The following is a 22,033-nucleotide window of genomic DNA, read 5'->3' as shown; positions in this document are numbered from 1 at the left end:
GGAAGTATTTAAATTTATGACATTTGTACATTATAATATGCATTATTGTAAATTTCACGCATAACACTTAATGTATCTGCTGAAAGCTTCTGCACATTGCCTTCCATTAAGTTTTTTACGTTTGGAATAAAACTGATAGTTCTTAAAGCTTGGTAAAAGTAATTAAAGCGCATCTCGATATTTCTCTTAGCCTCATTCACTTGATCTTGCTTTTCTATTTTGTAAACAGCCTTTAAGTTATTTATCTCATTGAAATAATTTAAAAATAAACTTATACTAGTCACAAAACTTGCCAAAATTGTGACTAGTATAAGAATTTTAGTCGTTTTATTCTTAGACATAAAAAAACTTTCGGTTTTAGGTTACTTTACATCTCAGTTTACAATCGACTTTTTAAAAATAAAAATGAAGAAAAACTGAATTGTAAAGAATATTTTCAGGCACTTTAAGTGCTAAGATATAAATAATCTTTTGAAATCAGCATGTTAAATACTTGACTTCATTTGAAGATTTAATATAACGTTTATTAATAATTTTGGAGGATTAAATATGATTCAGCTCGCTCTAATTCTCATAATTGGATTATTTTCATCAAGCAAAGCCATGGCAAGTGAAAATATAATTTCACTTCATTACCAAGACAGACCTCCGTATTTCATGACAAATAATAAATCGCACCAACTCGAAGGAGGTGAGCTCTATCTTTTGATAAAAAAAATAATGAATGAAGCAAATATTAAATATGAAATGCAGAAAACACCGATTTCACGTTCCCTTCTTGCCATTAAAAATAACAAAGAAGCTATATGTCTTTCATACGTATATATTACCAATGAGAGAGAAAAGTTTTCATATTTTTCATTACCATATTATACTGATGAATTAATTGCCCTTGCAATTCGCAAAGATGATAAAAGATTTGATAAATACAAAACTTTAGAAGATATTATGAAAGATGACTCGCTTATGCCTTTGGCAAAAATCGGTTATACATGGGGTAATTATACAAATAAATTACTTGCACAATATAAAAATTATGACTCAACAGAGATCAACAAAATTGATCCTAAAAAAATTAAAGTCACTTCCCAAGAACCAAAAGAAATGCTTGAATCTATCGCCAATAATGGAGCGGATTATACTTATTTTGCCGTCAACGAAATTCAGTATCATTTAAATCAGAATAAAGATCTTAAAGATAAACTTAAACTAAAAAAACTCCAGGACATGAAAGAGGCCCAATCACGGTATTTTATGTGCTCCAAAATCATTGGAGAAAAAACCATGGAAAAGATAAATAAAGCTATTAAAAAGGTCACACGTAAATGAAAAATTTTTATAAAATAATATTTATTATTTGCATAATAAATATATTACAAAGCAAAAAAACTTATGCTTGGTCAAATCACACGTTGATCACTGAACTTGCTCTTACATATTCTCCTGAAATTGAGAAAAATAATATTATTTATCCAGAAAGTTTGCATTCATTTTTATTGGAATCACGAAATGATCTCCCTCAAATCCTGCAACAAATCGAAGAGTGGTCGCTAAATAGAAATAATCAATATAAATACTCATTTTATCCAAGTACACCTGAAGAAATTAAATTTAAATCATATGCAAATGATCCCGATATAGAAAGTAAATTTTTAAGAGCTATACGAATCAATCCTAAAATGAAATTCCCAATTTTCCTGCAATTGTTACCTGGGGATGAATTAAATGATAAACACATCCGTATTCCACAAAATGAGATTCTACTGCCGGAAATTTCACAAAATTCGATCGCGTACACATTTATTAAAATTGAAAACTCAGAATTATTATCACCTTTGAATATTGTTGCCACTGCATCAGATGAACCAGATTACGGTTTTGACGTGGGCTTATTTGACGACAGCCCGGATGCAAACAATTTCAAATATCATTTTGGTATTCAACCTTTTGGCAATCCTAATCTTGTCTTTAGTAGCCAAGCTCCTTTTCATATGGGTTTTTATCACAACTCAGCTCTAATCTACAAAGCGGCTCCTTTTTTAACAAAAACTTATGCTGAGCATCGATTTTATCTTTTTAAAGAACTTGCAAAATATGCATTTCATAAAGGACATCCATACTGGGGATACCGTTTTTTAGGCTGGAGTTTACATTATGCTCAAGATTTATCTCAACCTTTTCATGTCACACCCCTGCCAGGTTTTTCATCTTCAGATCTTATAGCTTTTAACATTTTAGATGCACTCGAAGGTATATTTAATCGCTCGCACAGGCGCAAAAATGATGCAATCAATATCATTTCTAATCGTCACTTAATTTATGAACAAATTATTTTTAATTATTTAAGTTATATCAGAAAAAATAATATTAAAAACGATCCTCTCCAATTCGTCTTGTTTCAAAATGAATACCACGATGTTAATTCTAAAAATATTAATAATTATTTAAGAGAGATTATAACATCATATGCTTATAAAGAAACAATTCCAACCTATGGAAGCGTTGTTTTTGAAAAATATAATAAAGATATTTCTTCTTCATTAGCTAAAAATTTACCTTATAAATATGTATCAGACCCAAGCTATATTTTTGATTTTAATATCGATACGATTTCTCTTATTAAAAATTTAGATACTCAACAACGAGAAGAGCTTTTAAAAATTTCTTATAAATTATTGAAAAACACAGGCATAGAAACTCGAAGTATCGTTCGCGCAATTTTACAGAATAAAGAATAATTATTTCTTATCTTTTTTAATTAAGATATGGAGATATTTATCAAAAGTAGATGCAAATCTTTGCTTATCCGCTGGATTAAACTGAGCAGGGCCTCCACCTTGAATGAGCCCGCTCTCCCGCATAGACTGCATAAAATTCCTCACAGAAAGCCTTTCTGAAATGTTACCTTCATTATAAAGTTCTCCGCGTGGATTGATAGCAAGAGCTCCTTTTTCGACCACCAGAGCAGCAAGAGGCACATCAGCCGTGATGACCATATCATTCGCATTCAAGTTTGTAACAATATATGCATCAGCGACATCAAAACCTTTTGCAACCTTGACCATTGAGATTAATGAAGATTTGGGAATCTTCAACTCTTGGTTTGCAACTAAACAAACTTCCACACTTAATCTTTCAGAAGCTTTAAAGACAATTTCTTTTATAACTGCAGGACAGGCATCTGCATCAATCCAAATTTTCATAAAGGAATTTTACTCTTTCTCTCTCATATCTATAAAAAAATTATTCAACACTTGCAGTATAACTTCCCTAAAAGGATACGCCAATGCTGGCTAGAAAATTTCTAAATTTAAAGAAATCGTCAATTGCTATTATATTTCTTTTTCTAATATTTCAAAAGAATTCTTGTGCAGAAGAGAAAAAAATAAAGATCATTGCCGAAGAAGTTGATATGCATTCCTTTTTTGAAGTGATTAAACCTGCGGATCCTAAAGCCCCCCCAAAAAAAGAAGATCCTAAAAAACCAGTTGAAATCGTTGACCCCAATGCCCCTCCCAAAATTGTTGGTTCGGATGTTGATATAGTGACGAAAATTTTAGTGAAGTTAAAAATCCCATATGAAGTCCAAATTGTAAAATGGAACGAATTGGAGCCCATGATCAAAGAGGGCAAAGCAGATATTGCTTTAGGCATTCAAAAAACGGAGAAATATAAAAAATATGCTTATTTTCCAAGAATTCCATTGCGCACAAGGAATTATGTTTATCACAGACTCATGAGTGAAATTGGCAATAAAGAAACTTTAAGTTATGAAGAAGCAGTGGGACAAAACTTAACTGTAGGTATCGTCGTTGGCTTTACCTATCCAAGTGAGTTTTGGGAAAATTACCCGTATGAAAAATTGCAATTAAACCGCTTATTGTATGAAGGGCGAGATTACAAAGATCTTGTTATTAAATTAAGACAAAAAAAAATAGATCTCTTTATTGCTGATAGAGAAAGAACAACTATGTTATTAAAAAAAATAGGGGCGGAAGAGTCTGTTTTTAAATATCGAAATGTACTTTACTGGCGAGATTATTATTGCATCTTCCCAAACAAATCTTTTTTCCCTAATAAAGAGAAACTTATACAGCAATTTGAAAGAGAACTTTATAAAATGAAGGAAAGCGATCTGATCTCAATAATCAATGAAATGTGGATCGAAAAAGGATATTAAATGATTTTTTATGATTGGAAACAAAAAGTAACCTTCCATGCTTGCCTAATTATGAGTTTATTGATTTTAACAAGCTGCACTCAACTCTGTTTAAATTCTCCAGAATTGGGTTCTAAAGCATTGCCTATTGAGTTCTATTTAGAAAGCCCTGATATATTAAATATTGATGAAATTGCTGTAGTAAACTTAGAGAATTGCATTGAGAAAAATACCGGATATCGAGTCCATTTTAATTATGCTACGGATGAGAAAGCCTTGATCACTGCTTTGTCAAGGGGTAATGCTCAGTTTGCGCTTATGAGTTCTTTAACCTATATTGGAGCTTCTGAAAAAACTCCGCTGCAAAGTATATTGTTATTACGTAAAAAGGAATCTCCATTTACGCGCTCAATAATTTTAGGGAAAAGCTCTACTTGGAAAAACTATTTAATTAAAACCTCATTGCCTTTGAATATATATTCTTTTCAAAATGAACACACACTTCATTTTTTTAATAATTCAACTGTTGCCTACACCAATCCTGAAAGTGATGTAGGTTTCTTAGTTCCGCGGATGTATTTTCTCCAAGGTAATATTTTTCCTAGCAGCGCAATATTTGTTGGTAATTACGATGCTGTTTTACAAGCTATCGATGAAAATTTAGCCACAATAGGGGCATTGTCAGAAACCTTTTTAGAAAAAAAATTTCCAAATTCTGTTCCTTTTCAAATTGGTTCACAAATAGGCCATTTTACGATTCTTGGCGTTTCACAAAGTATTCCTTTAAAAGTTATCGTTGAAAACCCTAAAATACAGTTAGATATTTCAAAATCTTTAATCAATGGTTTAGAAATTTGTGCTCAAGAAAAGAATTCAGATTTTAAAAAAATATTTGACGCAGATGGCATTCAGAAATCCAATGAAAAATCTTTTTCCTTTACAAAAGAATTATATAATTTCCAACAAGAAAACATACGTATACTTACGCCACGCATTCCTTAAACACTTTTTAATGTCAATTCTCTGTCCCTAAGAAAAAAAATGCCTCACATCATTATTTAATAGGAGCTAAAAATAGTACATGAAAGAATTTATTTTTAAATAGGAAAATGCTATGCCACTCGCAATTGTACCCAATGATATTGTCTGGACGCGCAAAGGGGATCCGACTCGAGTAGAAAAAACCGATCCACAGACAGGCAAAATAATCCTAGATCCTAATTTTGAAAAAGTTCAAGAAAATGCAAAATTTGGCCTACGCAACGGATTAGAACCAAATTTAAAAGAAGCATATATGACGACATTATCTGATAATGAAAACGAAGATAAACGCCAAGAAATAAGGGATCTTTATACTAAAATCGAAAGCTTAAAACAAGCCAATGGCAATCCACGCATAATAAAATATTTAGAGAATGAATTGCAATACAGAATTGTCAGAGAAAAATTTGCACCTGAAAACTTCGCAGTCGATCCGATTACCTTAGGTATTTGATAGCTGTTTATGAGGAGACAAAGATATGGTTTATATTCCACCACCACAAAAAGGTGCATTTATTCAAGTTGGAGATTATGTTTCTAAAGTTGGAATTTATACGAACCCAGGCGTAGTTGAAGAAAAAAGAGATGATGGCACTATTGTTATCAATACTGAAAAAGATATGATTCAAAAATTTCACCGGCACTCCATAACCACAGGCTTGACACCTGACGAAAAGGACACATTCAATTCCATTATGGATGATATTATGAATCTTGATGTGCAAGCAGATAGAATATTAACTTTACAAGATATCATAGATAAAATGCGCACAGATCCTAGCATGAAAAAAGTTTCAGATTATTTACGCAATGAGCAAGCTCAACTTATCCGCTGGTCGAAAGAGCTCCCAAGGGTTTACGACACACAACCCGAAAAACTCAGATAGATTTTTACTATAAGATATCATCTTGTTATAAGCCAATATGCTTGACTCGCGCTCGTTCTTAGGTTACGCACTATCTTACATTTGAGTAATTGATTATTTACTCAATAGAGAAAGTGCAGAAAAATTATCATGCAAACAGAATCCTCTGAACTCAAAGCACAAACTATTGTAAAACGGCAAAGAAAAAATAAAGAAGATCGTTTTGAAGATTTTATTTGTAGTGCAAAAAAAGTTTTTGCTGAAAAGGGTTATGATGCAGCTACCATCCGTGACATTGCTAAAGAAGCTAAATGTTCTGATGGACTATTGTTTCGTTATTTTAAATCAAAATCAGATCTTCTCATTGCAGTGATAAATAATGGCAGAGTAAATAGCCAAAAAGATATATTAGATTGTTTATGCGAATCAAATAAAATCGAAGATCAGATTTATTTGATTATGAAAATATATATTGAAAAATTTAAAGAAAGTGAACAACTCTTAAGAGTCATACTTTCAAGAGCAATAACAGATCCAGAATTTGATGATTTTAAAATAAGATTTAAAAATATGGATTTCTTAAAACCTCAAATTGAATTTTTCAAACGCAGACAATTGAAGGGCGATATTTCTTCGACATGTGATTGCGAAGCTTTGGTTATGATGATTTATTCATTGGCCTTTATGATAGGCTTTAATCGTCAAGCTTTACTTGGTATTCCACAGGAAGAATGCTTTGATTTGGCAAAACAATATATCGATATATTTACTGTAGGAATTAGATAAATTTTTGATAAATCAAATTCGAATATTAAATAACCCAAAAGACCTACCCTATTTTTTTTCTTTTTTAATACTCTTTGCTTATTAATTTTAGTATGTTAGCCATGAAGAATTTGACAATATGCAAATATTCAGTTATAGTCATTTTAATGTAAACAGACAATGCGAATAGGTTGGAAACTCCACCGAATTTAAAAAAATTCGGTGGAACCTTATGTTTAAAATCAAAATTACTTTTTTGAATCAAGTAATTTTTTTAACATTTCATTAACTTTACTTGGGTTTAATTTACCACCAGAAATTTTCATAGTTTGACCAACAAAGAATCCGAAAAGTTTTTCTTTTCCAGACAAATACTGCGAAAGTTGCTCAGGATTTTCTAAAATAACTTGTTCACAAATTTTTACTATCGAAGTTTCATCTGAAATTTGTATTAAGTTTTTTTCTTTAACAATTTCAACTGGTGATTTTCCACTTAAAATCATTTCCTCAAAAATTTCTTTTGCAATTCGACCACTTATTGTTCCTGAAGCTTGTAAACTTAAAAGAGCAATACTGTTTTCTAAAGACACAGGAACCTGTTGCAATTCGTCCAGCGAAATTCCTTTTTCTTCAGCAAATACCTTACTTGCTCTCATCACATCTGTCATAAAATAATTTGAGATGTTTTTAGGTTCGACTTTACCAAGCAATGAATTCACCAATGATTCAAAATATGCACTATTAATGCGAGAAGATGTGATGACCTTGGCATCGTATTCAGGAAGCGCATATTTATCTATAAAACGTGCAGCTTTGCTTTCAGGCAGCTCAGGCATTTGACTTCTGACTTTTTCAATTCTCTCTATAGAAACAACAAGAGGAGGCAGGTCAGGCTCTGGAAAATAGCGATAATCTTTTGCTGATTCTTTACTACGTTGGCCAATTGTTACGTTTTTATCACTATCATATCCTCTCGTTTCCATATGAATTGTTCCACCTGATTCAATCACTTCGTATTGGCGTTCCACTTCATATGCAATTGCTTTTTCTAGATATTTAAATGAGTTCACATTTTTAATTTCACAGCGTTGGCCAAGTACATTTGAACCTTTTGGCTTAATAGAAACATTGGCATCCGCACGGAAATTTCCTCGCTCTAAGTCACCATCAGAAATATCTAAATTAACAACATAGCTATGCAATTTACGCAAATAATCACTCGCTTCTTCTGGCGAAGTCATATCAGGAGCACTGACAATTTCAATCAGCCCCACTCCCGAACGGTTGTAATCAACGAGAGACGTTGCTCCAACATGAATATTTTTACCTGCATCTTCTTCAATTTGCACACGCTCAATATTTACTTTTTTGCCACTCGTTAGAAAAAGTTCGCCGCCAAAACAAATGGGCTTATCATACTGAGTGATTTGATATCCCTTAGGTAAGTCAGGATAAAAATAGTTTTTACGCGCAAAAACACTCACAGGTTGAATGTTACTTTTAAGCGCCAATCCCATACGGATAGCTAAGTTTACACACTCTTCATTGATAGTCGGTAAAGCTCCTGGTAAACCTAAACAAGTTGGATCAATATTAGAATTCGGAGAATCACCATATGCATTTTTGGCGTGACTAAACATTTTGCTTTTTGTCGCTAATTGACAGTGAACTTCAATGCCAATAACAACATCATATTTTTTCATTATCTCAAGTACTTTTGGATAACTTGTTAAATTATTTTCGCTCATAAATTTTGTTACCTTTTAAAGAGTTCAAACCAATGCTGTTGTTCCAACAAGTTTTGCTTTTTCGAGAGCAGCAGCAAATGCAATCAACTCAGCATCCCTTCCCTTAGCAGCCATAAACTGAAGCCCAACAGGTAAGCATCCCTCTTTTACATTTGCAGGTAAAGATATTGCGGGAATTCCTGTTAAGTTGGCAGGAATAGTGAAAACATCATACAGATATTCTTTGAGAGGATCATGAGAATTTTCACCAAATTTAAATGCACTTGTTGGTGCTGTAGGCATATAAATAAAATCTAAATCTTTAAAAACCGCAGCAAACTCTTTAGCCATCATATCACGCACAGCGAGGGCTCGACCATAAAAGGCATCATAGTAACCAGCACTTAAAGTAAATGTCCCTAGCATAATTCTACGCTTCACTTCGTCCCCAAATCCCTCTGAACGAGATTTGCTGTAAAGATCTGCTAAATCTTCAGTATTTTCTGCGCGGTGTCCAAAGCGAATGCCATCAAAGCGCGATAAATTACTCGATGCTTCTGCACATGCGATGACATAATAAACACTTAAAGTATGAGACAAAGATGGAATTTCAATATCTACGAATTCTACACCTTGTTGTTTTAAGCTCTCCTCAAGATTTGAAAACTGTTCAGAGACATTCTCATCCAACCCAGATTTTAGCAAACTGCGAATGACTCCTACTTTTTTTCCTTTGAGTGTTCCTTTTTCTATTTGAGATTCATAACAGCCTCTTAGAGAAGTAGCATCGAGTGGATCCTCATGCGCAATCACTCTAAGCACGAGGTCGAGATCTTCTACCGTTCTAGCGAAAGGAGAGATTTGATCGAGACTCGATCCGAAAGCAACGAGGCCATAGCGTGAAACTCGTCCATAAGTGGGTTTGAAGCCAAATATGCCACAAAAAGCAGCTGGTTCGCGGACGCTGCCACCCGTGTCAGACCCTAAAGAAATGGGCGCAAAGCCTGCTGCACAAGCGACCGATGAGCCGCCGCTCGATCCCCCACTCACACGCTTGGGGTCGTGCGGATTCTTGACTGCTCCATGTGCGCTGTGCTCATTTGCTGAACCCATAGCAAATTCATCCATATTAGCACTGCCGATAAGAATAGCTCCTGCTTTTTCTAAAGAAGTAACAGCAGAGGAATCAAATTGCCCACGATAACCTTTTAGCATTTTTGAGGCACACTCTACGGAAAATCCAATCTTTTGAATATTTTCCTTAATAACAACAGGCACCCCATACAGAAGTTGGTCTACTGCCGGCTTTTTGCTTTCCAATTCCTTGGCTCGTGCAAATGCATATTCTTTTTGTAGACTTGTCAATGCATTCAATTCAGGGTTTTGTTTTTCAATGTGCTCAAACAATTGTTCCAAATATTGACTGGGTTTTCTTTCCCCCGAACGGAACGCTTTTGCCAAAGAATATGCTGAATGTTGATTAATATTTTTGACAAATTCAGAACTAAATTTATTTTTATGACTCATAATGAATTCTCTTATTCTTATTAAGTTGATGAAGCTAATATAGCCGGAACTCTTAGAAAAACACCTTCCCTATCAGGAGCTTGTGCAAGAAAATCGGGAGTGGCAATTGTATTTTTAGCTTCATCGGGATGCATTCTCGAAAGAGATTCATCGGCGGCAAGCCCTTTTGCTATACCAAGCGCTGAGCGGGCATCACCGGAAAGTTCATCAGGCAAAGGCACTTGCGAGAGTGCTTCAAAAGCTTGAAGAATTTTAGCAAGTTCTTTTTGATAACGTGTTATTTCATCTTCTGACAGATGCAATCTGCTCAGTTCAGCTATACGTTTTACGGATTCACGTGAAAAATCTGTTGTCATAAATGAAAAATCCTTTCAAAGCTATCCAATAGACAATTTGTTAAACTAAACTGACATGAGCATTGAATCAACCAACAAATGCATTTATGGATAAAGCGACGCGTAAAAAATGGAGACTCTCATGAGAATTGCAATTTCAGGACATAGCGGATGCGGCAACACAACAGCAACAACAAATGTTGGTAAAGCTCTTCAGCTCAAAATAGTAAACTACACATTTCGCGATTTAGCGCGTGATTTATCTTTAAATTTTGAAGAAATTCATAAAGAAGCAAGTACAAATCTTATTTATGATTATTTAACAGATTTAACTCTCATACGAAACGCAATTTCCAATGAAAATATTGTCGTTGGAACCCGCTTAGCAGCATGGTTAATGGATGCAGAACTGCGCATCTGGTTACATGCCCCCCTCGAAACGAGAGCAACCCGAATCAATAGGCGTGAAAGCGAAAAAGAATCGAGTTATGAGCAAGTACTTTATAAAACTTTAAAGCGAGATGAACAAAATAGAAAAAGATATTTAAGACTTTATGGCTTAGATATCGATGATCACAGTGACTTTGACGTGACAATCAACACCGAAAAGCTCACAGCAGATCAAGTTTCGAGTCTTATTGTCGCTGCTGCAAAGTGGGCTAAAAAAAGCCAATTGGAGCGGACCAACTTACATCTATCTCGCATTCAAGAAATCATAGCAGAAAACCTACAACTGCCCATCGAAGCCGTACAGAATCCTAAATTTCCTATTGATGTATTGGAAATTTATCAAAAGCTCAAAAAGATCAAATGATCAGTTTGAGCTTTTTTCTTTAAGGACAATTATATCGGAAACAGGCCTCGGTATGCCAGCACAATAGCCCCACCATGAACCACTGACATTCATTTTCATGCCATGCGCGATCATATTAGCTGAACTTCCACCATCTAAATTAATAGCATCATCACACTTTAAATGATTGACGAGATAATCGGATAATTCATTTATTTTCATGCCAAAGGACGCTCTTTGCCGTCCATCAACCAATACCAAAGACCATTTTGACTCAACTTTATTTCCATTTTTTACTTCTTTTCTAAAACATAAAGCCGTTCTTGGATGTTTTTTCCCATAAAAGTCTACGTCAAGGTACTGAGAAAGATTTTTCACTTTCCGAGTGGAATCAATATACATATCACGAATATTTCCTTTTGATTTAACCACCGCTGTTTTTTTATTCAAGACAAGAGTCTGCACTTTACCACGTACATAAGGCATATTTTCGAAAGCGTGAGTCGGTTTATTATTTTCATCCATAAATACATATACCGATTTCAATTGAGCTCCAAGTTTAAGCTTTTTAATTTCTTCCAACAAATTATTATTTTTAAGATAGTCATTGCTAATAGAAAGCACAAATCCATTTTTAGGAATAAGGTTATTCCCTTCACTCGTAATATTTTGAATAATATCGTTTTCAACGATAATTTCTAGCCCGTTATCAGGTGTTCTTGTCCTATTTGAAAAAGTATCAAAATAAATAACTATATTCTGAGTGTCTCTTTTTGGGGAAATATTCTTACTTATATATTCAGGACTTCCTTCTTGATTGATCGCATCTGAACGAAATACGTTTATTTTTGGCGAAGATAAAACAAAGTTTGAGCCAATCTTTTTTAGATTTTTAAAGAGCGATGTGCCATCTGCTGAAACAACATCCCAAACGACTTTAACTCTGTCTAAAATATATTCACCACTTTCATTCCAACCAACAACATCTGTTAATTTTTCTTCCGATGAATACCATTTATCATTTATTTTTAATATTCCTATAGGTAATGTAACCACTCCTTCCTTTGGATAATATCCTTCTTTATCACAGGTCTGAATCATTTTCTGATTAAAAACTTTAAAGTAATTATTAATATCATCTTCATCTAGATTACTATCTTTGTAATGCACAAAATTTCCATTGAACCAGTATTCAAAGAAACCGCCTGTAAGACCAGCTATATTATTTTTATCTTGAACATATAGATCTGTAAATGTTAAAGCTGCATTATTAAAAATATTGCGGACAAGGCTTGTATCACTTTGTCCAGTAATATGTTCTTTCGTTTCTATGGCAAGCTTTACTTGTTTAGGGTCAAAATGAATAACATTGATTTTTGAATGATAACGAACGCTTTGCTTTTTCTTATATTTAATAATTTCATTTGTATCAATTTTTAAAAATTCTTTTTCGACAAAGCCTAGACGATTGTCTAACCAACCCATCAATTGATTTAAATCGTAAGTAGAAAATTTACTACCAGAACGTGATGACCAACGCTTAAAGTCCCGAGCATAAGCTCCATTTTCATCTAAAATATCAAAATTTTCACTTAATTCTTTTTTAAGCCGAGTGTTACTAAAATGGCCATTATAATTTTCTTTATTTTCTAGCCAATATTTATTAAACTCATCTTTAAAACTAACATGAGAACCATATGATCTTGTATAGCATGTCAACAAGCTTGCTTGATTTTCTAAAGGAACATTGTATGGAGGCTTTGTAAAAATACCACCATAATTATATATTTTGTTATAATTATTTGCATCAAACTGAAATACAACTTCTTTTTTCCACCCCATTAAACCGAGAGACATATCAAGATCCCATGGAATATAATAAATTTTAAAGCTTGGTAAAAACATCTGTTCTTTATTCCATAATTCACTTTTACTCAACGCTGGGTGAATGGCTAAATGAACATTATTTGTTAAATTATCAACCGCCTGTAAAGCCAATATAGTCGATAAATATGCAAAACCATATTTTTTATCAATTAAATTCACATAATCCGGGTGACATAATACGTTACGATTGGCAAATGATGCTAATCCTGAAGCTTTGTTATGTAACTTTCCTTCACTAAAAAAATCAACTTTTTGACCAAGCAATGCTTCGTTCAACGATTTTTCATTGCTTTTTTTAATGGAGTAAAGATTCTGTGCATTCATTTCAAGCATAGAAAATTTATTCTCATCTTTATTTTCATAAACTAAATCTGTTGGATTAAGAGTATTCATTAGAGCATACACTCCAACGTACTCACCTTCGATAAATACATCAACATAATGCATGCGAATAATTTCATGAATCTCATTACCTGAAATTTGCCTATTGAACAGATCATGACCAAATTTTTCTCGTAAAAAAGATGAATCATTGTAAGAAGAAAATAAGCTATATTCATTTGATTTAGAAAAAATTTTAAAATTTTCTTTCAAATAATTTGAAAAATCGTCATTACCATAGATAGCGTAAGATGATTTTGGATTATTTAAACTCCCTTTTCCTCTTATATTTATCTTTATCTCAGCATTGTATTTATTCTCATCATTATATTTTGTAATTGAAATAGTATTATTTCTTATTATTGGATGTTTTAAAATATTATTTTCTTTAATTTCTAAAATAGGCAATTTTGAAAATGTTAGAAGAAAAACCTTTTCATCCGTATTATTTACCTTATTCTTTATATTAATTGGGATTTCAATAGGCAATTCATTTCTATACGCAGTTAAGATATCAGAGATCGTCACAACAGAGTTTTTCATTAAGATCTTATTTACATAGAGATCATAATTTGACTCATATTGAAAAATAACTTCATCTTTATTTTTTTCAAGTTCACTGAATTTTTTCAAGCCATGGACAATTATAATTCCATTCTTATTATCTATATAAACTTTTCTTTTGGCATTTGTATGCGGGACAAAATAAGTATTAGTATTTTTTAAAAATATTTCTTTTTTTTCCAACGCTCCGCAAGAATATAGCAAGAACGCTAAAAAACAGACTATAATTTTTCTTATTTTAATTTCATAACACACGATTTCACCTAAGCATTTAAATTTTTAATACAAAAAAACAACTATTTTTAAAAATTAAAAATAGTGGATATACATATATAATTTTTACCTTATAATTATATTCAAATTCCTTTCTAACGTTTTATTACAAACGCTCTTTAAACAAATAAACTCCTATAAGAAAATTCTTATAATCTTTGTTTAATTCAAATGATATACAAAATCAAGAAAAGCAACTGAATTCATTCCCACTTTAATATTTATTTTTTTTAAGCAATATTATTAATAGATATTTTAAGACAAATTTTTATAATTAAAAATTAATAATAAAATAAAAAATTATTTTTGAATATTAATTTTTAAAAAAAACAAAACAAAATAAATTATTTGTTTAAATATTTCAAAGTATAAATGGATTTATAATCTACATTTTCATCAAAAACATGATTTTTAATAAGCATATTCATAAATTCAGACCAACGAACGTCTGTCATGGCGCCAATTTCAAATAAATTTCCATCCTTTCCTGTTAAAATATTTTCACTTATGAGTTTTTTATGTGCAAATTTTAACAAATCATCTGTCATATTTGGATTTGCTTTTTTTATAAGTTCATTACCTAAAACGGGATCTTCTAGATAATTTTTCCATCCCTCAATTGTCGCTTGGACAAATTTTCCAACCACCTCAGGATGCTCTCTTTCAAATTTTAGTGTTGTGGTTAACAACTCTCCATAGCCTGAAAAACCATAATCAGATAAAAGCAAGGTAACAGGTTTAAATCCATATTTTTTTTCAATCAAGTAAGGCTCTGATGTTAAAATTCCTTCTTGAACAGAATTTTTATTTTGTAAAAATGGGGTTAGAGAATGAGAGTAGGATTTTTTTTGGCTGTCAGAATATCCAAAACGCCCAACTAGAAATCCCCATATAGAAGCTGCTGTGGGAACAGAGATAAAAATAGGTTTGTTTTTTAAGCTTTCCATTGTATCGTTTCCAACATTCGGATGCGCTAATAAAACTTGAATATCTTTTTGAAAGATGGCAGCAACACTCATAAGAGGTAATTTTTGTTTTGCAGCACTTATCATCATGTAAGAATTGGGAATATAAAATTGCACCTCATCTGCTAAGAGGAGCTGCAATCCATTGACTTGCGGACCACCCATTTTAATATTTACGTTGAGTCCATATTTTTTATAAATTCCTGCAGCAACTGCTTGATAAAATCCACCATGTTCCGCTTGCGCAAACCAATCGGTTCCAAGAGTTAAAGCAAACGAGTTTGTATTATCTCGTTCTTGAGTATTATTCTCTTTTTTTGCACCTAGAACATAAATAACAATAGCTGCTATTACAATTAGCAAAATAAAATATGGTACACTTCTAAAATCTGACTTAAGATATTTTCTCATTGACATTATCCTATGGAAATATGTTGTGCTTAATGAAACACTCCTGAAAAAGAGATAACAAGTGAACTTTATCAAATTAGAGAACGTGAGTAAAACATATAAAAATCTAACAGTTCTAAAAAATGTGACGATGGAAATTGAAAAAGGTGAGTTTGTAGGAATTTTAGGCCCCTCAGGGTGCGGTAAATCTACCCTTCTCACACTAATATCAGGCCTAGAAAAGATATCCTCTGGTCACTTAAAAAATAATTCTACAAAAAGAAAATCAGCGTTTGTCTTTCAAGATTCTTGTCTTATGCCTTGGAAAAATCTAGAACAAAATATTGCAATACCGCTCGAAATTTTGAATACACCACAAAAAGAAATTTCTGAAAAAGTAAATAAATATTTACAAATATTAGATTTACAAAAATTTAAAAAACATTTTCCAAGAGAACTATCAGGAGGGATGAAAATGCGAGCATCTATTGCGCGTGCACTCATCACAGATCCTGAAGTTATACTTATGGATGAACCTTTTGCTGCACTTGATCAAATTCTGCGTGAAAGACTAGCAGATGAAATCTATGAAATCTATTTAAAGAAAAAATTAACCAGTGTATTTGTGACTCATAATATTGCTGAAGCAGTTTCTTTATGCAATCGGATATATATTTTTTCAGCACACCCTGGAAAAATAATTGGTCAAATTAAAATTGAGAAAGATAAATCTAGTATAAAAAACTATAGAAATTCGGAAGATTTTCATAAGAATTGCGTCAAAATCCGTACGATATTGGAAAACCAAAATGACTAAAATAAAACCAAATATCTCCTCAATTATTTATCCATTGATTTTTCTTATTATTATTTTTACCTTCTGGCAAAGTATAATTATTTTGTTTCATATTCCAAAATATTTTCTCCCCACTCCACTCGATGTATTTGTTGCATTTATTACCAATCTAAAAACTTTTATTTTTGCAACAATGATAACATTAAGTATAACATTTTTAGCAATTTTTTTATCAATCCTATCTGGTGTATTCATTGCAATCAGCGTATTTCAATATAAAATTCTCGATAAAGCCATCTCTCCATATATCGTTATCTTGCAAACAACTCCTATTGTTTCTATTATTCCACTATTAATTATTTGGTTTAAAAGTAATACTTTTTTAACCTTAGTGATTTGTGCATGGATTGCATGTATCTTCCCTATAATTTCCACAACTCTTTCCGGACTCAAAAGTACGGATAAATCTTTGATCAAAATTTTTAAAATCTATGGTGCTTCCAATACTTTTATACTGAAAAAATTATTTATTCCATCAGCACTTCCTGCATTTTTAAATGGCTTAAAAATATCAGGAGCATTGGCCTTAATAGGAGGTATTTCTGCTGAGTTTATTGCAGGTACAGGTGGAAAAGCTTCAGGAATTGCGTATATTTTATTAATGGCAGGATACAACTTAGAAACTGACAAATTATTTGCAGCTTTATTTATTATCACGACTTTAGGTATTTTAATTTACAGTCTATTCCACTTTATATCATATCTCTTACTCAGAAATTGGCACGACAGTTATGCTCATTGAAAGCAGCGAGCATCACGCTTCAAAGGGAGCACAGGTTTGTTCATAAAACTGCTGAGAGTGAGCAAAGCAAATAATGAACAGCTCTGGTTTTTTGAACATCAGGAGTGTGACGCTGATTCGATTTTATAAAGCATGAGAAAACATAAATATCCTGTTTATTTACATTTTCATTTTTTATCCAAGAGAATTTTGCAAGGAGATCTTTTATTTTCTCTATATTTTCTAGACTTTTCTTTTTAAAAGCCATTGCCAAATAAAATCCTTCTTTTATATCTAGATTAGTATTTGTGCACATCTCTTCTTTATTTTTAAATTCCGAGAGAGTAATATCAGAATTGAATTTTTGTAAAGTTGATAAAGACATAGCAACCACAAGATCTTCAGTTGATTTCATTTTATTATCTTCGGAGTTAAATAACAAATTATTTCTAATATCCTTATTATTTGTAACAATAGAACCTAAAAAGTATTGAGAACTTTTATTCAATGAACTAAATTCTTTACTTAAATAACCCGCACAGGAGCTTTCCGCAAAAGCAATACTTAACTTTAAATATTCGAGACGATCTAAAATATAATGCGGAACCTTTTTATCTTCTGCATATAAAATATGTTTAGCAAATGCATTCTCTACTTCAGCTGAATAAACTACATATAAATAATTTTCACATTCCATTTTTTCAATGACAGACCTAGGGAAAAGAGTAATTCCATATGACACATAATAAGGATGAGCTTGGTAAGAAACAACAGCATTTGGATATTTTGCTATGAGGGCTTTCTCCGCCTTTTCAATTGCTGTCTGCATAAAGGATTCACCCATAATAAAAACTTGCCAGTTTTTTACGACCGGCATAGATTCAGGATCAGTTAAATTGGGCAAAACATATTCTAAAAACATGGGTTCCATTTCATAGGGAACACCTGGCAAAGAATATATTTTAAGAGTTTTACCAAATTTTTTGCCTGTCGTGCAAAATCCTGCAGCAGTGCCAAGCTTATTTGGTAAAAGTTCGCAGCCCTGAGGAAGCAAAGCCTGCTTTTTATTGCTTTCTGGAATGGAATCTCTCCCAGCTTTGATAAAAAAAGCGGCACAAGCTTCCCAAGCTTCTTGGTTAAATTGAACTGGAATGTTAAAAAATTCAGCAACAACTTCTGCTGTTAAGTCATCCGAAGTTGGTCCCAAACCTCCTGTCATTAAGATCACATCACACCGCTCAGCCAAATAATTAAGACAATCATTGAGATCTGTTTTTAAATCAGAACACATCATAGAAGCTTTGACAGAAACACCTATACGCCGCAAATGCATGCCCATAAATGGGCCATTTGTATCTTTAGTTTTTGCAGATAGAACTTCATTGCCCGTAATTAAAAAACCAGCTGTTTTCATGCTCGCACCTCAAAAATATTTTGGATTCCCTTTTTAAATTATAATTAATTTAAACACTCCCAAGCATCTTTCGTCAAATTATAATTCCAAAAACCACCATTGTGCTTCATTCTTTTTGCAAGCATATTTTTAGATATAAGCTGCGTGATTTGTTCTGCTGAATTTTTTACTGAGATTTTACCATTCGGGTTCATATCTGTTTTAACACTCCCAGGATGTAAACTTAAAACAGATATTTTTTTATTTTGACTTTCAAGCTCAAGCGCAAGATTTTTAGCATATTGGATTACAGATCTTTTTGACATACGATAAGCTGTATGAGTATATGTATCATAAGAATCATGACCCATTAAACTTGCAATAAAAGCTATCGTTGAGGTTGGGCTCATCAATTGCATAAACGTATTATTTGCTTCAATCAGGCCAAAGACATTTGTTTCAAAAATTCTTTGAATATCTGAAAAGCTGACTGTTAAGTTACTGCTCTTTTCATCTGAAGAAAATACTCCTGCATTGTGAACAACCACATTAAAATAAATTGAATTTTTCTTTAAAAAATCTGCTAAAAAATGAATGGAATGAACTTTAGCAAGATCTAAATACAATGAATCAAAAATATTTTTATGCTCGAATGTGACTTTTGTGCGAGAAGTGGGAATGACTGCAAAACCTTCATCGCAAAGTTTCTGAACAAGCTCATGACCGATTCCTCTCGAAGCACCTGTGACAAGGGCAATTCCATTTTTGCAATGACTCGCAATCTCATTTAACCATAATTTTAATTTCTCAGAAATTTTATCTTCAGGATCAAAAATATCGATCTCTTTGTTGTTGATAAAAAGTTTAGGGGTAATATAGCAACCTGATTTTTCAATCATGGCACTCACACCGCAGTACTTCGTAAAACTTAAAAAAACAGCGTTAGCCACTTTTTCATAACTCAGATTTTCTCCATTTACATAATAAACTAAGTTGCACTTCGAAAAAACTTTCGGGAGAGTTGTGGTTTGCTCTGCTTCGCATTCTACCCTGAGTTCTTCAAGTGGCTGGCGCATTTTCTGTAAAGTGCTCACGACATCAACTGATGTACACGATGCAATCCCATGTAAAAGAAGTTCTTTGGGATTGGGCCCAATCTTCGTAGCTTCACCATTTTTTACCGAGATATTTATTTTTTCACCTTCTTCACATTCACCGATAAATTCCCAGTTGTGGGGATATTCTTTTGCTGTCCATTCTGTTTTAATTTTCATAGTTTATTCCTCTATTTTTTAAAATATAATTTTTCCCGACTGAATAACACTTTTTATTTTTAAATTATTTTTATCAAGAACAACGAGATCGGCAGCAAAACCTGGAATAATTCTGCCTTTCTTTGTTTTACTTTTCTGGCTTCCATCTATTTCCAAACATTCTGCAGCGTTAGTAGAAGTCATCGGCAAAGCTTCTTCTAAAGAAACAAGTTTATTTTTAATTAAATTCTTAAAAGCTTCATATACAGAAAGAGCTGCACCCGCAAGTGTTCCATCCGAATTCACATATTTTCCATCTCGAACAAATATTTCTTTATCATTTATATAAAAACTTTGCATATTTGTCCCAAAGGGTGCCATCGTATCTGAAACTAAAATAAATTTATTTCTATTCTTTATTTTAAATGCCAACCTTAAGGAATCGAAACTCACATGCAAACCATCCGCAATTATACCGCACCAAGCATCCTCATTTAGCAAAAATGCTCCGACAACACCTGGTTCACGACTGCCAAATTGACTGCAAGCATTAAATAAATGGGTGACACCTTTGATACCCATAGTAAAAGCTTCAGTCATTTGCTTAAAATTAGCATTGGTATGTCCTGCAAATAAAATAATATTTTTCTTTAATAAAGATTTGATCTGATCTTTTTCCATTATTTCAGGTGCAATTGTTATAAGAGTTTTACAATTTTTTAAGGACGTCATAAGACTTAATTCTTCAAGAGAGGGTGTCCTGATAAATTGTTTTGCATGAATCCCATTTTTTTCCTTGCTAATAAATGGCCCTTCAAAATGGATACCCAAAATTCCTAGCGTATCTTCACTTATACATTTATTTATTGTTTGTACAGCCAGTGGAATTTTAGAGAAATCATCGGTAATAAGGGTAGGAAGAAATGACGTGGTTCCATGCAAAATATGTGCTTGTGAAATTTTTAGGAGAGCTTCTTGTGTAGGTGTTTCATTAAAAAATGCTCCACCTCCTCCGTTTAATTGAATATCAATAAATCCAGGTACAACTATATTTTCTTTTAAATCAATTTCTTTTTTTATATTTTTATTAATTTTTCGATTAGAGAGATCTTTGATTGTTCCATCCGAAATTATTATATTCTTTTTCTTAATAAATGAAATACCATCAAATATCCTTGCGTTTTTAAGGCATAGCATGAATGACCTCTTATGATTCAACAATCAAAAATTAACTTTGATTGTATTTTTCTCTTATCATAAGTAAAGCACCATCGCACGCATCTCCTCGCGCAGGGACCAATCTCTTTTTAATATTTGGTTTTAATAATGGCAAAATAAATTGCGACACACCACCGACTAAAGAACAAGGAAGTTTAATTTTCGTCTCATTTTCAACTTTATCAAGGGCAAAAAATATTTTTTCTATATGCGTTGCAGCATTATTTAATAGATATAAAGCTATGCTGTCTTTTTCTTCAGCAAATTTAAAAACATCTCTAGCCAGTTCAGCGTATTTGGTTGCATTGGCATAGCACGCCCATTCAGTAACACTTTCAACTTTATCGCCTAATTTTTTTTTGATATGCAACAAAAGAGGGGATTCTATTCCACGTCCATCACATAAATGCAGAGTTTTGCGAATAGCTTCAAGTCCAAGCCAAGCAGCACCTCCTTCATCGCCATGGGGAAATCCCCAGCCACCCACTTGAAATTTACCTTTTTTTGCATATTTTAAACCAACAACGCCCGTCCCACATATAATAATTGAGCCATAATTTCCTGAGTGTGCTCCAAGACATGCCACAAAAGCATCGGATTGAATGTGGCAGTGAGCAAAACCAAGACCTTTTTGTTTTGCTAAAAACTCTTCGCGCACGGAATGTACTTCATAGCCAGCGAGTCCCATGCCGACATGAAATTGCACTTCATCCGAAAAACGCATTTCAGTGAGATTCGCAATTTGTAATGCCTGTTCAAATGCACTTACAATGGAATTGATTGCGACATCAACGGACAATCTTATATTTGCTGGCCCTGCTAACCCTTCCCCAAGCACCTTTCCATCTTCAGACTCCAAGCGAATCTGTGTCTTCGTCCCCCCGCCATCGACTCCTATGAAATAGTTTTTTTTCATCAT

The 22,033-nt window shown here is 32.8% G+C and carries 21 protein-coding genes; 10 read left to right on the top strand and 11 right to left on the bottom strand.

Annotated elements, in window-relative coordinates; translation table 11 throughout:
- Positions 1 to 14: 14 nt before the first annotated feature.
- Positions 15 to 341 carry a hypothetical protein gene (locus EZS29_RS04840; RefSeq protein WP_130607137.1) on the bottom strand — a complete coding sequence of 109 codons (327 nt, stop codon included), beginning with the start codon at positions 339 to 341 and terminating at the stop codon, positions 15 to 17.
- A 208-nt stretch (positions 342 to 549) separates the two neighbouring features.
- On the opposite strand from EZS29_RS04840, the gene EZS29_RS04835 reads away from it, so the two are divergent.
- Positions 550 to 1,329 (top strand): substrate-binding periplasmic protein, encoded by a 780-nt coding sequence (locus EZS29_RS04835; protein ID WP_130607135.1) that lies wholly within the window; start codon positions 550 to 552, stop codon positions 1,327 to 1,329.
- A complete protein-coding gene (locus EZS29_RS04830; protein WP_130607133.1) occupies positions 1,326 to 2,738 on the top strand; it encodes a phospholipase C/P1 nuclease family protein in 1,413 nt (470 codons plus the stop codon). Before EZS29_RS04835 ends, EZS29_RS04830 begins: the two co-directional genes overlap by 4 nt.
- Here the strand turns inward: EZS29_RS04830 and EZS29_RS04825 are convergent, their stop codons facing one another.
- Entirely contained in the window at positions 2,739 to 3,203 is a 465-nt protein-coding gene (locus tag EZS29_RS04825) for a YaiI/YqxD family protein (RefSeq protein ID WP_130607131.1), read from the bottom strand.
- 83 nt (positions 3,204 to 3,286) lie between these two features.
- Here EZS29_RS04825 and EZS29_RS04820 point away from each other — a divergent pair, with 83 nt between their 5' ends.
- The 5 genes from EZS29_RS04820 to EZS29_RS04800 all read left to right on the top strand — a co-directional run bounded on the left by EZS29_RS04820 (position 3,287) and on the right by EZS29_RS04800 (position 6,852).
- Entirely contained in the window at positions 3,287 to 4,180 is an 894-nt protein-coding gene (locus EZS29_RS04820; protein WP_130607129.1) for a substrate-binding periplasmic protein, read from the top strand.
- Entirely contained in the window at positions 4,181 to 5,161 is a 981-nt protein-coding gene (locus EZS29_RS04815) for a phosphate/phosphite/phosphonate ABC transporter substrate-binding protein (RefSeq protein ID WP_130607127.1), read from the top strand.
- A gap of 112 nt (positions 5,162 to 5,273) precedes the next feature.
- Positions 5,274 to 5,654, top strand: coding sequence for a hypothetical protein (locus EZS29_RS04810; protein WP_130607125.1), 381 nt, complete (start codon positions 5,274 to 5,276; stop codon positions 5,652 to 5,654).
- A gap of 25 nt (positions 5,655 to 5,679) precedes the next feature.
- Complete coding sequence (locus EZS29_RS04805; RefSeq protein WP_130607123.1) at positions 5,680 to 6,087, top strand: hypothetical protein; 408 nt, start codon at positions 5,680 to 5,682, stop codon at positions 6,085 to 6,087.
- Positions 6,088 to 6,216: 129 nt separating this feature from the next.
- Positions 6,217 to 6,852 carry a TetR/AcrR family transcriptional regulator gene (locus EZS29_RS04800; protein ID WP_130607121.1) on the top strand — a complete coding sequence of 212 codons (636 nt, stop codon included), beginning with the start codon at positions 6,217 to 6,219 and terminating at the stop codon, positions 6,850 to 6,852.
- Between the two features lie 227 nt (positions 6,853 to 7,079).
- Here EZS29_RS04800 and gatB read toward each other — a convergent pair whose 3' ends face one another.
- The 3 genes from gatB to EZS29_RS04785 are packed head-to-tail and all read right to left on the bottom strand — an operon-like array spanning position 7,080 to position 10,441.
- Positions 7,080 to 8,579, bottom strand: coding sequence for an Asp-tRNA(Asn)/Glu-tRNA(Gln) amidotransferase subunit GatB (gene gatB, locus EZS29_RS04795; RefSeq protein WP_216678714.1), 1,500 nt, complete (start codon positions 8,577 to 8,579; stop codon positions 7,080 to 7,082).
- Between the two features lie 24 nt (positions 8,580 to 8,603).
- Positions 8,604 to 10,085: an Asp-tRNA(Asn)/Glu-tRNA(Gln) amidotransferase subunit GatA gene (gene gatA / locus EZS29_RS04790; protein WP_130607119.1), complete on the bottom strand. Its 1,482-nt coding sequence runs from the start codon at positions 10,083 to 10,085 to the stop codon at positions 8,604 to 8,606.
- 20 nt (positions 10,086 to 10,105) lie between these two features.
- Positions 10,106 to 10,441 carry an Asp-tRNA(Asn)/Glu-tRNA(Gln) amidotransferase subunit GatC gene (locus tag EZS29_RS04785; RefSeq protein WP_130607116.1) on the bottom strand — a complete coding sequence of 112 codons (336 nt, stop codon included), beginning with the start codon at positions 10,439 to 10,441 and terminating at the stop codon, positions 10,106 to 10,108.
- 121 nt (positions 10,442 to 10,562) lie between these two features.
- Here EZS29_RS04785 and cmk point away from each other — a divergent pair, with 121 nt between their 5' ends.
- Complete coding sequence (cmk, locus tag EZS29_RS04780) at positions 10,563 to 11,234, top strand: (d)CMP kinase (protein WP_172603780.1); 672 nt, start codon at positions 10,563 to 10,565, stop codon at positions 11,232 to 11,234.
- Here cmk and EZS29_RS04775 read toward each other — a convergent pair whose 3' ends face one another.
- Positions 11,235 to 14,300 (bottom strand): phosphodiester glycosidase family protein, encoded by a 3,066-nt coding sequence (locus EZS29_RS04775; protein WP_130607112.1) that lies wholly within the window; start codon positions 14,298 to 14,300, stop codon positions 11,235 to 11,237. It abuts the gene before it with no gap.
- A 362-nt stretch (positions 14,301 to 14,662) separates the two neighbouring features.
- Positions 14,663 to 15,694, bottom strand: coding sequence for an ABC transporter substrate-binding protein (locus EZS29_RS04770; RefSeq protein ID WP_172603779.1), 1,032 nt, complete (start codon positions 15,692 to 15,694; stop codon positions 14,663 to 14,665).
- Positions 15,695 to 15,755: 61 nt separating this feature from the next.
- Between EZS29_RS04770 and EZS29_RS04765 the strand changes: the two genes are divergently transcribed.
- Both EZS29_RS04765 and EZS29_RS04760 read left to right on the top strand, forming a co-directional pair.
- Positions 15,756 to 16,490 carry an ABC transporter ATP-binding protein gene (locus tag EZS29_RS04765; RefSeq protein ID WP_130607108.1) on the top strand — a complete coding sequence of 245 codons (735 nt, stop codon included), beginning with the start codon at positions 15,756 to 15,758 and terminating at the stop codon, positions 16,488 to 16,490.
- Positions 16,483 to 17,271, top strand: coding sequence for an ABC transporter permease (locus EZS29_RS04760; protein WP_130607106.1), 789 nt, complete (start codon positions 16,483 to 16,485; stop codon positions 17,269 to 17,271). Before EZS29_RS04765 ends, EZS29_RS04760 begins: the two co-directional genes overlap by 8 nt.
- Before the next feature lie 40 nt (positions 17,272 to 17,311).
- On the opposite strand, the gene EZS29_RS04755 is transcribed toward EZS29_RS04760, so the two are convergent.
- The 4 genes from EZS29_RS04755 to EZS29_RS04740 are packed head-to-tail and all read right to left on the bottom strand — an operon-like array spanning position 17,312 to position 22,033.
- Positions 17,312 to 18,664, bottom strand: a complete 1,353-nt coding sequence (locus tag EZS29_RS04755) for a molybdopterin-binding protein (RefSeq protein ID WP_130607104.1) — start codon at positions 18,662 to 18,664, stop codon at positions 17,312 to 17,314.
- A 44-nt stretch (positions 18,665 to 18,708) separates the two neighbouring features.
- Positions 18,709 to 19,917, bottom strand: a complete 1,209-nt coding sequence (locus EZS29_RS04750) for an SDR family NAD(P)-dependent oxidoreductase (RefSeq protein ID WP_130607102.1) — start codon at positions 19,915 to 19,917, stop codon at positions 18,709 to 18,711.
- Between the two features lie 18 nt (positions 19,918 to 19,935).
- Positions 19,936 to 21,093, bottom strand: coding sequence for an N-acetylglucosamine-6-phosphate deacetylase (nagA, locus tag EZS29_RS04745; RefSeq protein ID WP_130607100.1), 1,158 nt, complete (start codon positions 21,091 to 21,093; stop codon positions 19,936 to 19,938).
- 31 nt (positions 21,094 to 21,124) lie between these two features.
- Positions 21,125 to 22,033: a glucosamine kinase nucleotide-binding domain-containing protein gene (locus tag EZS29_RS04740; RefSeq protein WP_130607098.1), complete on the bottom strand. Its 909-nt coding sequence runs from the start codon at positions 22,031 to 22,033 to the stop codon at positions 21,125 to 21,127.

It is taken from the genome of Fluviispira sanaruensis (assembly GCF_004295685.1).
Lineage (GTDB): Bacteria > Bdellovibrionota_B > Oligoflexia > Silvanigrellales > Silvanigrellaceae > Silvanigrella > Silvanigrella sanaruensis.
The sequence above is the reverse complement of the archived record's forward strand: the minus strand, read 5'-3'. Positions and strand labels throughout refer to the sequence as shown.

Excerpts from the sequence above, each read along its gene's own strand:
- EZS29_RS04740 (WP_130607098.1), bottom strand. The coding sequence starts at position 22,033 with ATGATGAAAAAAAACTATTTCATAGGAGTCGATGGCGGGGGGACGAAG.
- cmk (WP_172603780.1), top strand. The coding sequence starts at position 10,563 with ATGAGAATTGCAATTTCAGGACATAGCGGATGCGGCAACACAACAGCA.
- EZS29_RS04770 (WP_172603779.1), bottom strand. The coding sequence starts at position 15,694 with ATGAGAAAATATCTTAAGTCAGATTTTAGAAGTGTACCATATTTTATT.
- EZS29_RS04750 (WP_130607102.1), bottom strand. The coding sequence starts at position 19,917 with ATGAAAATTAAAACAGAATGGACAGCAAAAGAATATCCCCACAACTGG.
- EZS29_RS04755 (WP_130607104.1), bottom strand. The coding sequence starts at position 18,664 with ATGAAAACAGCTGGTTTTTTAATTACGGGCAATGAAGTTCTATCTGCA.
- EZS29_RS04830 (WP_130607133.1), top strand. The coding sequence starts at position 1,326 with ATGAAAAATTTTTATAAAATAATATTTATTATTTGCATAATAAATATA.
- EZS29_RS04810 (WP_130607125.1), top strand. The coding sequence starts at position 5,274 with ATGCCACTCGCAATTGTACCCAATGATATTGTCTGGACGCGCAAAGGG.
- EZS29_RS04825 (WP_130607131.1), bottom strand. The coding sequence starts at position 3,203 with ATGAAAATTTGGATTGATGCAGATGCCTGTCCTGCAGTTATAAAAGAA.
- EZS29_RS04805 (WP_130607123.1), top strand. The coding sequence starts at position 5,680 with ATGGTTTATATTCCACCACCACAAAAAGGTGCATTTATTCAAGTTGGA.
- EZS29_RS04785 (WP_130607116.1), bottom strand. The coding sequence starts at position 10,441 with ATGACAACAGATTTTTCACGTGAATCCGTAAAACGTATAGCTGAACTG.
- EZS29_RS04815 (WP_130607127.1), top strand. The coding sequence starts at position 4,181 with ATGATTTTTTATGATTGGAAACAAAAAGTAACCTTCCATGCTTGCCTA.
- gatA (WP_130607119.1), bottom strand. The coding sequence starts at position 10,085 with ATGAGTCATAAAAATAAATTTAGTTCTGAATTTGTCAAAAATATTAAT.
- nagA (WP_130607100.1), bottom strand. The coding sequence starts at position 21,093 with ATGCTATGCCTTAAAAACGCAAGGATATTTGATGGTATTTCATTTATT.
- EZS29_RS04820 (WP_130607129.1), top strand. The coding sequence starts at position 3,287 with ATGCTGGCTAGAAAATTTCTAAATTTAAAGAAATCGTCAATTGCTATT.
- EZS29_RS04760 (WP_130607106.1), top strand. The coding sequence starts at position 16,483 with ATGACTAAAATAAAACCAAATATCTCCTCAATTATTTATCCATTGATT.
- EZS29_RS04840 (WP_130607137.1), bottom strand. The coding sequence starts at position 341 with ATGTCTAAGAATAAAACGACTAAAATTCTTATACTAGTCACAATTTTG.
- EZS29_RS04800 (WP_130607121.1), top strand. The coding sequence starts at position 6,217 with ATGCAAACAGAATCCTCTGAACTCAAAGCACAAACTATTGTAAAACGG.
- EZS29_RS04835 (WP_130607135.1), top strand. The coding sequence starts at position 550 with ATGATTCAGCTCGCTCTAATTCTCATAATTGGATTATTTTCATCAAGC.
- gatB (WP_216678714.1), bottom strand. The coding sequence starts at position 8,579 with ATGAGCGAAAATAATTTAACAAGTTATCCAAAAGTACTTGAGATAATG.